The 14,551-nt window shown below is 41.3% G+C and carries 12 protein-coding genes and 1 riboswitch; of the genes, 1 reads left to right on the top strand and 11 read right to left on the bottom strand.

The window, feature by feature from the left end; translation table 11 throughout:
* Positions 1-6: 6 nt before the first annotated feature.
* From NSU11_RS16110 to NSU11_RS16150, 9 genes are all read right to left on the bottom strand, one after another.
* Positions 7-1,500 carry an altronate dehydratase family protein gene (locus tag NSU11_RS16110; RefSeq protein ID WP_197172939.1) on the bottom strand — a complete coding sequence of 498 codons (1,494 nt, stop codon included), beginning with the start codon at positions 1,498-1,500 and terminating at the stop codon, positions 7-9.
* Positions 1,497-2,954 (bottom strand): tagaturonate reductase, encoded by a 1,458-nt coding sequence (locus NSU11_RS16115; RefSeq protein WP_197172940.1) that lies wholly within the window; start codon positions 2,952-2,954, stop codon positions 1,497-1,499. Before NSU11_RS16115 ends, NSU11_RS16110 begins: the two co-directional genes overlap by 4 nt.
* A gap of 58 nt (positions 2,955-3,012) precedes the next feature.
* On the bottom strand, positions 3,013-4,023 hold the full coding sequence (locus NSU11_RS16120) for a LacI family DNA-binding transcriptional regulator (protein WP_197172941.1): 1,011 nt from the start codon (positions 4,021-4,023) through the stop codon (positions 3,013-3,015).
* Between the two features lie 66 nt (positions 4,024-4,089).
* Positions 4,090-5,517, bottom strand: coding sequence for a glucuronate isomerase (gene uxaC, locus NSU11_RS16125; RefSeq protein ID WP_149126292.1), 1,428 nt, complete (start codon positions 5,515-5,517; stop codon positions 4,090-4,092).
* Between the two features lie 135 nt (positions 5,518-5,652).
* Positions 5,653-7,407: a HAMP domain-containing sensor histidine kinase gene (locus NSU11_RS16130; protein WP_197172942.1), complete on the bottom strand. Its 1,755-nt coding sequence runs from the start codon at positions 7,405-7,407 to the stop codon at positions 5,653-5,655.
* Positions 7,408-7,410: 3 nt separating this feature from the next.
* A complete protein-coding gene (locus tag NSU11_RS16135; protein ID WP_024423448.1) occupies positions 7,411-8,133 on the bottom strand; it encodes a response regulator transcription factor in 723 nt (240 codons plus the stop codon).
* A 174-nt stretch (positions 8,134-8,307) separates the two neighbouring features.
* Positions 8,308-9,123 carry an ABC transporter ATP-binding protein gene (locus tag NSU11_RS16140; RefSeq protein ID WP_024423449.1) on the bottom strand — a complete coding sequence of 272 codons (816 nt, stop codon included), beginning with the start codon at positions 9,121-9,123 and terminating at the stop codon, positions 8,308-8,310.
* A gap of 20 nt (positions 9,124-9,143) precedes the next feature.
* Positions 9,144-10,166, bottom strand: a complete 1,023-nt coding sequence (locus NSU11_RS16145) for an iron ABC transporter permease (RefSeq protein ID WP_171464684.1) — start codon at positions 10,164-10,166, stop codon at positions 9,144-9,146.
* Entirely contained in the window at positions 10,167-11,219 is a 1,053-nt protein-coding gene (locus tag NSU11_RS16150) for an iron ABC transporter permease (RefSeq protein WP_024423451.1), read from the bottom strand.
* 259 nt (positions 11,220-11,478) lie between these two features.
* Between NSU11_RS16150 and NSU11_RS16155 the strand changes: the two genes are divergently transcribed.
* Positions 11,479-12,417, top strand: a complete 939-nt coding sequence (locus tag NSU11_RS16155; RefSeq protein ID WP_197172943.1) for an iron-hydroxamate ABC transporter substrate-binding protein — start codon at positions 11,479-11,481, stop codon at positions 12,415-12,417.
* Between the two features lie 46 nt (positions 12,418-12,463).
* Here NSU11_RS16155 and NSU11_RS16160 read toward each other — a convergent pair whose 3' ends face one another.
* Positions 12,464-13,870 (bottom strand): amino acid permease, encoded by a 1,407-nt coding sequence (locus NSU11_RS16160; RefSeq protein ID WP_041107769.1) that lies wholly within the window; start codon positions 13,868-13,870, stop codon positions 12,464-12,466.
* A gap of 191 nt (positions 13,871-14,061) precedes the next feature.
* A riboswitch (Lysine riboswitch) is annotated at positions 14,062-14,240 on the bottom strand.
* 121 nt (positions 14,241-14,361) lie between these two features.
* Entirely contained in the window at positions 14,362-14,505 is a 144-nt protein-coding gene (gene sspJ / locus NSU11_RS16165) for a small acid-soluble spore protein SspJ (protein WP_024423454.1), read from the bottom strand.
* Positions 14,506-14,551: the final 46 nt, after the last annotated feature.

The following is a 14,551-nucleotide window of genomic DNA, read 5'->3' on the forward strand; positions in this document are numbered from 1 at the left end:
GTCGACTTAAAGTGTGACACCTGTTTTGAAAATAGCCAGCTCTCTAAAATTGTTTTTTTCATGATTTAACAGCTTCCCGCTCGCCACATCAATGACAGTTGAAATGAATTTTTCTAATACAATATCTTCTGGTACATCTTCAAGCAGTTCTCCAGCATTAAAGTCAATCCAGTGCTTTTTTGTTTCATATAAGGCTGTGTTTGTTGAGATCTTCATTGTTGGCACAAACGTACCAAATGGTGTACCCCGGCCTGTTGTAAACAGGACCATTTGACAACCGGAAGCAGCAAGTGCAGATGAAGCAACCAAATCATTACCAGGTGCACTTAATAGGTTCAATCCCTTTTGTTTCAGCAGCTCTCCATATTTCAATACATCTTTAATTTCAGAAGTACCTGCTTTTTGTGTACAGCCAAGAGATTTATCCTCTAATGTCGAAATTCCACCTGCTTTATTTCCCGGGGAAGGATTTTCATATACCGGCTGTCGATGATCCATGAAGTATTGTTTAAAGTCATTGATCATTTGCACAATATTGTCGAAAGTCTTTTCTGATTCCGCTCTCTCCATTAAAATCGTTTCAGCACCAAACATTTCTGGCACTTCTGTTAACACTGTCGTGCCGCCTTGAGCAACAATAAAATCGGACAGTCTGCCTAAAAGCGGATTTGCGGTAATACCAGAGAATCCATCTGATCCTCCGCACTTCAAGCCAATTTTCAGCTCAGATAACGGAATGTCTTCACGATGATCTTGTTTCGCCGCATCATAAATTTCCTTGAGTAAAGCGACTCCCGTTTCTATCTCATCTCCTACTTCTTGGCTTCTTAAAAATTTCACTCTCGTACGGTCATATTCACCTAAAGTGGACTGAAAATCCTCAATGTCATTGTTTTCACAGCCAAGTCCAAGAACGAGTACTCCTCCAGCGTTAGGGTGCTTCACCGCATTTTGTAAAATGATTTTGGTATTTTCATGATCGTCCCCAAGCTGTGAGCATCCATAATTGTGCTTTAATACGAGGGCTGTTTCAAAAGGATGGATGTTTCCACCCATTTCAGCGGTGAATATTTGGATCATTTGATCGGCGATACCATTTACGCATCCAACGGTAGGAACAATCCAAAGCTCATTGCGGATTCCGCTTCCTCCATTTTTTCGTTTATATCCTTTAAATGTAAGATTCGTTTTTTCATAGGGGTTTTCTGATAATGAAGGCTGGTATTCGTATTCTAGCTTGCCAGATAGATTGGTTTTGATATTATGCGTATGCACCCATTCTCCAGCAGAAATGGCAGTCACTGCATGACCAATGGGATAGCCATATTTGATAATATTCTCTCTTTGCTTGATTTCAGCCAATGCAAACTTATGACCTTTGGCGACGGTCTCTTTTAAGATAATCGTATGTCCTTGATGCTGCAGCTCCTCCCCTTGCTCAAGTCCTTTTAAAGCAATACCGACATTATCTGAAGGGTGGATGACAATAAAGTCTTTCATGCTTTCTCCCCCTGACTTTCATATTGATGAAGCATCATTCGATGAACAGCTGCTCTCATCCCATGCGTCTGTATGAGGCTAAGCTGATCAGCTACAGCTTGACTCAATCCATTTATATCTGTTAAATCTCTGCCCCATAATGACTCGCATGAAAGAATTTTCGCTGCAACTCCTTCATTAGAATGGTTTTCCTCTTCCCATGCTTCCTTCATGAGCGTTAGCACAGTTTCATCATCCTTGACCCTTCCTGCATGTGCTCTGTAGAAATAAATGAGACTGCTAAGTGAAAACACAAGTTTCATTGGCAGCTGTTTCTTTCGTTCAACATAATCAAGCAATGACGGAAGATTACGGGTTCGGAATTTGGATACCCCATTTAGTGCAATATCCAGCAATTGATGCTTTACAAATGGATTGCAAAAACGATCCCAAACGGATTGTGTATAAAGAAGAAGCTCATCTTCAGGGAGTTCAAGCCCTGGAAGTACTTCCTCCTCCAGCATACGCCGGACGAACGGACCAACATGCTCATCATCCACAGATTCTTTTACAGTTTCTAAACCGCATGAATAGGCAATCGGCACCATCGCTGTATGTGCACCATTTAAAATTCGTACCTTGCTCATACGATAAGGCGCAATATCCTCTACAAAAAGTACATTTAATCCTGCTTCTTGAAAGGGGAGCTCCTTTTGTACAAAGGCAGGCGCTTCAATGACAAAAAGATGATAATATTCTGCCGTGACAAGCAATTCGTCGATATACCCTTCCTCCTTTTGTACAATTTCAGCCGCTTCCTTAGAGAATCCAGGGACAATCCGGTCCACAAGTGTATTACAAAACGTGTTGGCTTTCTTAATCCATGTAATAAACGCAGGTGGCAGTTCCCACTCAGCTGCCATACTGATCACGTATTCCTTCAATCGATCACCATTTTGTTCAACCAATTCACAAGGCAGAATGATCAGTCCTTTCTGCTCATCTCCAGCAAATGCTTTAAACCGGTGATACAAGAACGATGTCAGCTTTCCTGGAAAACTGGCTTGCGGCCGATCCTCCAAACGATCTTCTTTTCTAAACACAAGTCCTGCCTCTGTCGTGTTTGAGAAGACAAAGCGAAGATTCGGGTTTTCCGCTACGTGTAAAAACTCCTCGTAATCCGTATACGTACTAATTCCTCTGCTAATCGATTGGATGATCATACGTTCATTCATTTCTTGCTGGTCATGATATCCCTGAATACATAATGTGTACAAGCCATCTTGTTCATTTAAGGCTGCTACCGATCCTTTTCGTGGAGGAACAACAACCGCTCTTCCTTTAAAATCTGTGCAGTCGTTCAGCTTTTGGATGTGCCAATTGATAAATCCTCGCATAAAATTTCCTTCGCCAATCTGCAAAATCGTTTCCGGATACTCAGCCGCCGGGTATATGGCTTTTGATAATCGTTTCAAATGGATTCCCCTCTCCAAGAAATATGCACACGTGAACATTTTTCTAAGAAGGTGCTGATTACGGCACCTTTTTGACTGAATCTCTGATCATCAGCTCTGTGTGGACATACACTTTTTCCATATGATCCTCTTCTTGCTCTTCACCGTTTATTACTGAAAGGATAGCTTCTGCTCCAAGTGCACACATTTTTTCAATCGGTTTTTTCACCGTTGTCAATGCAGGTGTAGTATAGGACGAAAAAGCAATATCATCAAAACCAATAATAGAAATATCACCTGGACACGTTTTGCCTTTTGCAAATAATGCATTCATTGCACCAATCGCCATGTCATCGTTTGAGCAAAAGAGCGCTGTTGGCGGTTCATCAAGGGCCAGCAGCGATTCCATTGATTCATAGCCGCTTTTCATATGATAATCGCCTTTCATCATATATTCTTTCTTCATAGGTATTTGGTGATCAATTAGCGCTTGCAGGAAACCAGCTTTTCTTTCTTGAGTTGATTTAAAGCCTTCTTTCCCTTCAATGATGGCGATTTGTTCATGACCTTGCTGAATGAAATGGTGTGCAGCCTGGTAAGCTCCTTGACTATCATCTGCTAATATATTCATGACCTCATGACTTTCTACACGGCGATTCAGCACAATGATGGGAATGCCCTGTTTCTTCACATGATGGATAAATGCTTCATCTTGTTCGCTTTGACTCATGAGCAAAATGCCATCGTAGCGCTGTTTATGAATGGTTGTGTAATCGTGAAAGTCGTCAATTCCTCTTACAAAGAGATTATAATACTCTGTCATGACGCTATTGACACCTTTTAACGCATCCACAAAGAAGCTTGAAGATGTGCCTTCAGTTAAACTCGTAAAAAACAGACCAATTGTGAATGATTTTTGTGATACTAGGCCTCTCGCATGGACATTCGGTGAATAATTCAGCTGTTTTGCAATCGACAAAATCTTTTGTTTTGTCTTCTCTTTAATAAAAGGACTGTTATTCAAAGCCCTTGATACCGTGGTATGAGAGACGTTTGCCAATTTTGCTATGTCTTTAATTGTGACTGTCATGCTATTCCGCCTTTTATGATTTTTTACCATCTTATCATAAAACCGCTTTCATTTTCTTCATGTCATTCAGTTTGGATGCTGGAGCTGCTTTGCCCGGTCAAATTGAAAATACTGCCTGGCATTTTCATAGCTGATTCCTTTCACGATTCCCCCTAACAGTTCAAGATCATAAGGGGCTTCTCCTTTTTCTACCCAATCTCCGATGATATCGCATAGCAGTCTTCGAAAATATTCATGCCTTGTATACGACAAAAAGCTTCGTGAATCTGTCAGCATCCCAATGAAACGGCTGATCAGTCCAATACTGGATAGAGCCATCATCTGCTCTGTCATCCCTTGTTTCGTATCATTAAACCACCAAGCTGTGCCGTGCTGGATCTTCCCAGGTGTCGTCCCGTCTTGAAAGCTTCCAGCCAATGTTGAAATCACAACATTGTCCCGAGGATTTAAGGAATAGAGAATGGTTTTTGGCAGTGCCTGTTCTTGTTCTAAACGGTCTAATATTCTGCAAAGCGGCTTGGCAATGTCTTCATCATTCATCGCATCATACCCTGTATCTGGTCCAAGCCGCTCAAACATTTTCGTATTGTTGTTCCTAAGCGCATTGATATGCAGCTGCATTGCCCAGCCCCGCTCATAGTAAGCCTGACCTAGCTGAATGAATGTTTGTGTTTTAAATTTGATCTTCTCTTTTTCTGTCAATGAATGCCCAGACATTCTTTTATGAAAGATGGCTTCCACTTCTTCTTCCGTCGTTTCTTCAAACGTCATTTCGTTAATAGCATGATCTGAGATCAAGCAGCCTTGTTCATGGAAAAAATCAATTCTTGCGAGGAGAGCTGTCAAAAAATCTTGATAGGATTGTATTGAAGTAGATGAAGCCTCTGCCAGTTCGTGAACATACACTGTAAATAGGTGATTCGTTATATCTAGTGCCTTGTCAGGCCGAAATCCGGGCAGTACTTGCACAGTGAATCCTTCTTCCCGCAGTTTTTGATGATAGCAAAGCGAATCGATTGGATCATCTGTTGTCACGACTGTTTCAACGTTCGATTTCACAATAAAGTCTCTTGCACCAAAACCCTCTCCTTGCAGCTTTTCATTTACTTTTTGCCAGATGATGTGTGCGGTTTTTTCGTTTAAAAGTTCTTCAACTCCAAAATATCGTCTCAGCTCTAAATGAGTCCAGTGATAGAGCGGGTTTCCAATGGTCATGGGAACGGTCTTCGCCCACGCCAGAAATTTCTCATAGTCTGAGGCATCCCCTGTGACGTGCGATTCGGGTATGCCATTTGCTCTCATGGCACGCCATTTGTAATGATCTCCGTAAAGCCATGCTTCGGTGATATTATGGAAGGTTTTATTCTCATAGATTTCTTTGGGGCTTAAATGACAATGGTAATCTATAATTGGAAGGTCCTTTGCAAACTCATGGTATAGCTTTTCCGCCGTTTGACTGTTGAGTAAAAAATGCTCATCTAAAAAGGCTTTCATCAAACTCCCCCATCTCTCTTATAGATAAAATCGATTTGTTCACGTTAACAATTTTATTGTAATCGTTTACAAAATTGATTTCAATCCTAAAACAGGAAAAAACGATCTCCTTTAGAAAAGAAAATCGTTTTTTGGCTATTTTACAGGTGATGATTTTTTTAGGATAATCGCAATAGTTGTTCCAATGCCTAGTTCACTTTCAACTTGAATGTCACCGTCATGCAGCAAGACGAGCTCTTTTGCTATCGCAAGCCCGAGACCAGTTCCGTTCGTTGGATCGTTTGTATTTGTCCCTCTGTAATAGCGGTTAAATAGGTGATCCACCGTTTCCTGTGCCATTCCGCGGCCATTGTCTTTCATTTCGATTCGAACTTCTTCATTTGTTTCAGATAAAACAGCTGTAATATGTGTGCCTTTTTCGTTATGCTTCACTGCATTCGCCAGCAGGTTCTCAATCACTCGTCTGAACCATGCTTTATCGATCTCAAATATGACACCATCTGTTTGATCTTCAAAGGAGGATGGATAATCTTCAGATGAAGAGCTTCTTGAAAACTCGTCCATAATGGAAGTTAAAAATTCACTGAGTTCAACCGGTTTCCGATTAATAGGCAGGGCACCATTCTTCAATCGGTACGTGAGGTTTAAATCCTCAATCAGTGTCGACATGTATTCTGATTTCTCACGAATCACCTGTCCCATTTCCATGACTTCTTCTTTGGACCATTGATATTGATCGGATTCAAGCATGAGTCCATAGCCGTAAATCGTACTTAGAGGCGTTTTCAAATCATGAGACAATCCTGCAATCCATTCTTCCCTTGTGGTTTGAATTTTTCTACGGTTTTCTTCATTCTCTTTTAATGTAAGTGTGAGCTGCTCCATTGTTTTTAGGATATCCTCAAATAATCGGTATTCCCGCTTAATACGGCCTTTTTTATTTTTACTGACTGGAATTCCCTTTCTATTTGTTGGTTCCTGCAATTTATTTTTTGATAAGAAAATCAGCCAGCGAATAATGTGATAAATTGGCAGCCCATAACGATACGAATACCATAATGTCATGACAATAATAATAGTGAGTGCAAGACCTGCAATTAAGATGGTTGTATATTGATTTAAAGCGTCTCTCTCTTTATCGTAAAGCTCGTCCGGGCTGTATACTTTATTTGGTACCGAAACAATAATATACAGGTTTTTATTCACTTTCATATAAGACAGATCACTTCTAAACTCCCAAGGCTTCGATTGATACTTGAGCAGTTCAACATCTGTTACGTTATGTTTCAAATCGGTGTTGGCTCGAATGCCTTTTAAATATTTTCCTTCGTCATTGAACAAATGAACCGATCCATTCATTCTCTTCAAGAATTCTTTCGTTTCAACCGAATATTGAGATAATGCAGCCAAATTTTTCTCGTGCTGTTTCAGATAATTGGCTACCTTTGTGCTGTTCGTTTTGAACCCATATAACACAGTAAAACTTTCTTGATCAATCTCAATTGGCCAGAAGTACATCTTGTAATCTTTAAATTGTCTTTTTTCAAAGATCTTGATCATTTCATCCTTTTGATAAGACGTTGGAATTGATTTAGGGCGGTGATAGCTATAAACGGTATTCTTCTTTGAATCAATCACTTGCAGCCAGCCGTCTCTTTTTTTTACTGCTTGCTTGAGCTGATCGTCGGCTTCCATTTTTCCATCCTCGTTAAAATAAAGCCAGCTCATGAGTGTATCTCCATCAGCTTTTGTTAAACCAGTTTCGGTCATGTTCTCATAGTATTTATTTAAATATAAGTTCTCAGAGAACGTATTGCCGATCGTCAGAATGGCAATCACAATAAACATTTGTCCGACAAAGTGAAAGAAAAGTTTTGCTCGTAAATTCATAAATTATTGAAGGACCTTTGCAGGGTGCGGTATAAATTTATATCCCATACCACGGATCGTCACAATATATTCTGGCTGACTCGGATCTAATTCAATCTTTTCTCTCAGCTTTCGAATATGAACCATGACAGTGTTGTTATCACCATATGATGGGACGCCCCATACTTTCTCATAGATTTGATCTTTTGAGAGTACCACATTCGGATGGTCACAAAAGTACTTCAGCAAAGAAAGAAGCTGAGCAGAGCATGCCGTCACCTCTCCTCTTACTTTCAATTCGGCTGCATGAGGATGATAGGAGAAATGGGCATAATGATATTGGCTTTGAGTGTCTTCTTGCTCCTCCTGTAAGGAGATATATGTTCGGTTTAGGTGAGCCTTAATTCTAGCCACTAGCTCAAGCGGGTTAAATGGCTTCGTGATGTAATCATCTGCCCCCTGTGCAAAGCCCGTCAGTTTATCGACATCAGACGTTCTTGCAGTTAAATAGAAAATAGGCACTTTCGTTAACTTTCTGATTTCAGGCAGAACGTCAAAGCCAGACTTACCGGGCATCATTACATCTAGAAGTAAGAGGTGGATGTCCTCGTTTTTGACAATATCTAATGCTTCATCTGCATGGTAGGCTTTATAAATATGCTTGAATCCTTCTTTTTTTAATACGCGTTCAACCATTTTCACAATTGCTTCTTCGTCATCTGCAATCAATATTTTTGCTGTTTCCACGCATCTCTTTCCTTTCTAGCATGATCTCTAACCGTATATTACCATTGTCTAAAGTAAAAAAGTACCTCTTTTCTGCATAAAAGCGAAAAAATATCAACTGGAGAAAATGGCAGGACTAGGAAGTTTTAAACATACAAAAAAACCCGGCAGCTGCACCGGGTTCCTATACATCTATTATCCATTCACAGCTTCTAGCTTTCGTTCATGATTCATTAAGTCATATGTTAAACAGATCGGCTTATTCGTTCTAGGATCAAGCACAATTTCTGCATCAATATGGAATACCCGACTGAGTACATCTTTGGTCATGACCTCATGAGGCGTACCATCTTTTATGACTTTCCCTTGATTGAGGGCAATCATGTAATGTGAAAAACGCGCCGCATGATTCAAATCATGGATGACCATCAACACAGTTCGGCCCTGCTCCCTATTTAAGCGTTCTAACAGCTGAAGAATCTCGAGCTGATGTGCAAGATCCAAATACGTCGTAGGTTCATCTAATAGGAGCAGCTCTGTTTCTTGGGCAAGTGCCATCGCAATCCATACACGCTGACGCTGTCCACCGGAAAGTGCTTCAATTGGCCGATCATGAAAAGCAATCATTCCCGTTTCCTCAAGTGCCCACCTAATGATTCGTTTATCTTCATTTGATAAGCGGCCAAACCCATTTTGATGCGGGAAACGTCCATATGACACGAGCTCATACACTGTCAATCCACTTGGTGCTTCGGGCGTTTGCGGTAAGATCGCCATTTGTTTTGAAATTTCTTTTGTCGGCGTCTCGTGGATAGCCTTGCCATTTAAGTAAACAGCTCCTCGATTGGATTTCATTATACGAGACATCGTTTTTAAAATGGTTGATTTCCCGCAGCCATTCGGTCCAATCAGTGTTGTCACCTTGCCTTTTGGGATACTGACATTCAAATCTTCTACAATCAAACGGTCTTGATAACCGATACAAAGCTTTTCTGTTTCGAGTGATTTCATATGTTGTCTCTCCTTCCTCATTAGTTCGATTTCATCAATAAGTAAATGAAGTAAGGTGCGCCTAAAGCAGAAACGACAAGGCCAACTGGCACTTCTGATGGTGCAAGGATGACGCGGCCAATTGTATCTGCCAGTAATAATAACAGCGCGCCAATCAGCGCGGAGGCCGGTATCATTCCTTGATGCTTTGGCCCAACAAGCTTTCTAGCTAAGTGCGGTGCGGCTAATCCTAGGAAAGAGATACTTCCTGCAACAGCAACACTCGCACCTGCTAATGCAACGGCAATCAGCATGAGAAGGCTTCTTTCTTTATGAACAGAAATGCCCAATCCATAGGACAGCTGATCACCTAAATTCATAATGTTTAAGTAGCGTGATCTGACAAGCGCTAATATAAGGAAAATCAGCATCCATGGCAGAACAGATAAGACGTACGTCCAGCTCGAGCCATAAATGCTTCCAGATAACCACACGATGGCTTGGTTAAAATCATTTGGGCTCATTTTCAACTGGATGACCACAATTGCTGCTGAAAACGCAGCATTCACACCAATACCAGTTAAAATCAATCGAACAGGTGTGATGCCTTTTTTCCACGCTAACACATAGATGAGAAATGCAGCAAAGCCTGCACCTACGAACGCGAAAAGCGGCAGTACAAAAATCGTAAAATCACCTAAATTTGTCATCGTGCCTTGAAATGCAAAGATAAATAGCACAACGGCAAAACCAGCACCGGCATTGACACCGAGAATACCCGGGTCAGCTAAACCATTTTGAGAAACACCTTGCCAAATCGCTCCTGATACAGCGATAGAAGCGCCGACAAGTAAAGCGATGACCATTCTTGGAAGCCTGAACTCGAATAATACGAGTTCATCCATTTCACTTCCGAATCCAAAAAGTGTTTTCAATGTATCCAGCGGAGAGATTCGAATTTCTCCGGTATTTAAACTAATGAGAAACACAGCTACGATCGCGAAAAAGATCATGAGCATCGTTCGTTGATATTTCTTTTTCTTTGCTTGCTGCACCATTTCCATTTAAATCCCGCTCCTTTCACGTCTAGCTAAGTATAAGAAGAAAGGAACGCCTATAATCGCAGTAATGGCACCGACTGGCGTTTCAAACGGAGCGTTGACCAGCCTTGCAGCAATGTCTGCATAAATTAACAAAGTGGCTCCTAAAATAGCAGAGCATGGGATAATCCAGCGGTAGTCCACTCCAACCAAGAATCGAGTGACATGAGGGATCACAAGCCCAATAAAACCAATAGAGCCTGCTACCGACACGGCAGCACCCGTTAAAAGAATAACAACCAATATACCAAGCACCTTGACCGTTTTTGTATATTGTCCAAGTCCTTTCGCCAGTTCTTCACCTAAGCTCAAAACCGTGATCGAACGGGCAAGGATCATTGCAATGATTAGTCCTGCAATGGCAACTGGAATGATGATATGAATGTTACTCCAATTCACACCTGCCACTCCGCCAGCATACCAAAAGCTCATATCTTGAGCGACGTCAAAACGGATGGCAATGGCTGAGGAGATGGAGCTCAAAAGTGCTCCAACCGCTGTACCAGCTAGTGCGAGCTTTACAGGAGTCAGCCCCCCTTTTGACATAGTACCGACACCAAATACAATAGAGGCACCGAGTGCGGCTCCAACAAATGACCAAAGAATTAATGTAAAAGAAGATTGGCCAGGGAAAAATGCTAATGCAATGGCAATCGCAAATGCGGAGCCATTTGTCACACCCATAATCTCAGGTGACGCAAGCGCGTTTCTTGTCATTCCTTGCATAATGGCACCTGATACGGCTAAAAAGGCACCGACGAGGGCAGCTCCAACTGTACGCGGCAGCCTCAATTCCCGAATAATTTGATGTGAAGTTTGATGTGGATCAAAATGAAAAACGGCTTCCCATACAGTCTGTAGATGAATGTTTGCCGCTCCTAATGATACTGATAAAAAAAGACCAAATGCTAAAGCGATCATTCCTATGATGATAACAGCTGCTGTTCCAAAAGGCTTCGTGACAATATCGATCGTATCATCGCTGGCTGGCAGCTGTTTATTCGATTGTGAGCCCAAAACCAGTCTCTTCCTTTCCGTTCATATCTATTCTGTATTAGTGATAATGATTATCAATCTCGAAGTCTAGTATATCACTTTCTTTTCTTTTTGAAATCACTGTTCTGATAAATTTCTTTATTTTCGGCAAAAAACTGTGAGAATTTCATCATTTTTCTTTTGGTTCTAAATTAGCCGATGCATTTTTGTTCCTACCATGTTACGATAAAATTGAAAATGAGAATCATTATCAAAGGAAAGTGAATAGGAGAGAACTTTTGTGAAAAAACGAACTGGATTTCTTTTGATTTCTTTATCCATCCTTATGATCTTTACAGCCGCTTGCGGCAGCACTTCAAATAAACAATCTGCAGCGAAAAAGAATGACATGATCACCTATCAGGATGCAAAAGGTGAAGTGAAGCTACCGAAAAATCCGAAACGAATAGTGCTTCTTGCAGAAAGCTATTACGGGGACCTCGTCACGCTCGGCAAGACGCCGGTTGCTACAACATCACCCATCTTTAAAAACCCTTTTTATAAAGGGAAAACAGATGGAGTGGAAAATCTCGGAAGGACCCCATCAGTCGAAAAGATAGCCGCTTTGAAGCCAGATATGATTATTGCATGGGGAGAAGACGAGAAGTTTGATCAATACAAAAAAATCGCCCCAACTGTAGCGGTTAAATACAACCTATATTCCTTCAAAGACCAGCTAAAAGAATTCGGTAAAATGACAGGTACACCAAAAAAAGCAACAGAATGGATCACGAAATGGGATACCAAAATTGCTGAGGTGAAACCAAGGGTAACAAAAGCGGTCGGCAGCAAAACGGTTTCGATCGTATCGCCATTTGATAAAGGTATTTATATTTTTGGAAACACCTTTGGCCGCGGGGGCGAAATCATTTATGACGAGCTGAAATTAAAAGCACCGAAGGCCGTCAAAAAAGAAGCGATCGACAGCGGTGTCGGCTATGCAAACATTTCTCTTGAGAAGCTGCCAGAATTCGCAGGCGACTATATTTTCACAGGTCCATGGAGCGGCTCAAAAAGTAATGATGACCAAGTGTATCAAAGCAGCATTTGGACATCACTTCCTGCCGTCAAAAATAAACGTGTATTTGAAATAGATCCCGTCGGTTACTTCTTTAATGACCCAGTGTCACTAGAAGGTCAGCTAGAGTTCATTGTGGACCGATTGACATCTGCATCATAAAAAAACGTTTCTCCAGAAATGGAGAAACGTCTTCCTTATCCTAATCCTATACCGTTTCTTTGGCAAATCCTTTTGACATAAGTGGATAAAGCAAAATACCCACTAAGAATAGACCGATTCCAAGACCAAAAGTTTTCAAGTCGGCTGTTCCTGAAATAATGACCCAAGCTGAATATCCCATCGCAACAAGTGCAATGATACCGTCTCTTGTTCGATTTCCTTTTTGAAGCTCATATGTGTCACCTTGCATGATGACCTTAAAGCTGTAGATGGAAGACACAATATACGGAATAAGATACGCAAGTGTCGCTGATGTGGTCAAAAAGGTAAAAGCTTCATTAATCGTACGTGACATCACAGAGAAGATAAACAGTTGTGACATAATATTTGTAACAGTCAAAGCGAAAGCAGGGCTTCCTTTTTTGTTTGTTTTTGCAAATACTGCTGGAAAATCACCAGCCTTTGCTGCTTGATACGGTACTTCTGAACCAAGTAAAATCCAGCCAAGCATCGAACCAAACAAACAAATAATCGCCAGCAATGCCATGACAATTCCGCCAGCTGGCCCAATAATAAGCTGAAGCACATCCACGAATGGTTTGTCAGAGCCTTGCAATTGATCATGCGGCAGAACGCCCATTGTAATCAATGTGATAATCATGTAGATCGAAAGTGCGATTAAAAGACCTGTAATCGTCGCACGTTTCACATCACGCTGTGAGGATGCTCTTCCTGATAAAATGACAGCTGATTCAATTCCAATAAATGCCCATAGTGTGGAAATAGCCGCATGATGAATTTGGCCACCAAGTCCGAGCACTCCTTCTCCGCCTGTTTCAACTGGGAAGTAATAATGTTCAAATAATGCCGTTTGAAATGCAAATAATCCCGCCACAATAAAAAGGACGAATCCAAGCACCTTCGAAAAGGTCGTAATAAAATTCAATTTACTTGCAGCACTTAAGCTAGTGATTAAAATGGTATGTGTTCCCCATAGAAGAAGGGTACATACGATAAACGTCATGAGCTGGCCAAGTGTGACCGCTTCTTTTCCAAAGGTAAAAACTTCAGTCTTTACGGTGAGAATAGGGAAAAAAGTCGTTAAATAACCAGCAAGGCTTGTAATAATTGCGACATTACTAATCCAGCTTGCCACCCAATATCCCCAAACCATTGTAAAACCGGCCGCTTTCCCTTTTTTCGGATCTTTAAAAAGCGCCCTTGCATAACTTTGTGGTCCAGCCGTCAGCTGCGGCTTATGAATGGACAAATGCCCAAATACAAGCGCAATCATCAGCACACCGCCGCCTGTGACAAGCCATGCCATCGTCACACCTAAAGGACTGGCGTGCTGGGCAAGCGTACTTGGCAGCATAAAGATGCCTGAACCTACCATATTTCCGACGACAAAAGCCGTCAATAACCAAAAACCCCATTTTTTTGTCTGTTCCATTTCCGTACCTCCGTTTTATTCACTTTGGACCAGACCCGGCAGTATCTTCATTGATATATTTGTGAAGCAATGACTTGCATTCTTTATGTTCATCATGGATTACTTATTCACAGCATACCCTTATTTTTGTTACTCAGAACATAAAAAAAAGCCTGAACAAAAGTCCATGCTTTTCAAAACATACACCTTGATCTCCGGATAGCCCTCCACGCTTCAAAGACGTGGCAGTCCTGCATTTATTCAATGCAGACCCAGCATAAAGAAAGTTGGAGCTCTCTTTACACTTCGGCGCTGATGCCTTTTTTCTCATGATCTACGATTCCATCTCTCCTATGAGTGACTCATCATCCGCGCAACCTCTACCTCACTGAGACATAGCGTGAGGATTTCTATTCATTTTTACTACACGAAGGTTATCAAACATTCTCACATCTGTCAAAGGGAAAAACATAGAAAAAAGGCAGAGAACGATTTCTCTGCCCTTTACCTGCTTATTGTTGGTTGTTTTTCTTCTTTTGTACAGCTTCCTGAAGCGGATCGCCTGCTAGCTCTTTACTTGCTTCTTCTAACAGCTGATCTACCTGCTGATGGTTTTTCTCACTTTTCGCCTTTTTATCCTTTTGGAAAAATGACATCGCTGTTTCCTCCCTTTTCATAAAATGCGGTTGCCTGTTTAATTTG

This window comes from Bacillus sp. FSL R5-0712, assembly GCF_038593285.1.
Taxonomy (GTDB): domain Bacteria; phylum Bacillota; class Bacilli; order Bacillales; family Bacillaceae; genus Bacillus; species Bacillus safensis.

What these genes read in the sequence shown, in the direction of transcription:
- NSU11_RS16145 (WP_171464684.1), bottom strand. Translation starts at nt 10,166, where the DNA reads ATGGAAATGGTGCAGCAAGCAAAGAAAAAGAAATATCAACGAACGATG.
- NSU11_RS16130 (WP_197172942.1), bottom strand. Translation starts at nt 7,407, where the DNA reads ATGAATTTACGAGCAAAACTTTTCTTTCACTTTGTCGGACAAATGTTT.
- sspJ (WP_024423454.1), bottom strand. Translation starts at nt 14,505, where the DNA reads ATGTCATTTTTCCAAAAGGATAAAAAGGCGAAAAGTGAGAAAAACCAT.
- NSU11_RS16140 (WP_024423449.1), bottom strand. Translation starts at nt 9,123, where the DNA reads ATGAAATCACTCGAAACAGAAAAGCTTTGTATCGGTTATCAAGACCGT.
- NSU11_RS16110 (WP_197172939.1), bottom strand. Translation starts at nt 1,500, where the DNA reads ATGAAAGACTTTATTGTCATCCACCCTTCAGATAATGTCGGTATTGCT.
- NSU11_RS16160 (WP_041107769.1), bottom strand. Translation starts at nt 13,870, where the DNA reads ATGGAACAGACAAAAAAATGGGGTTTTTGGTTATTGACGGCTTTTGTC.
- NSU11_RS16120 (WP_197172941.1), bottom strand. Translation starts at nt 4,023, where the DNA reads ATGACAGTCACAATTAAAGACATAGCAAAATTGGCAAACGTCTCTCAT.
- uxaC (WP_149126292.1), bottom strand. Translation starts at nt 5,517, where the DNA reads ATGAAAGCCTTTTTAGATGAGCATTTTTTACTCAACAGTCAAACGGCG.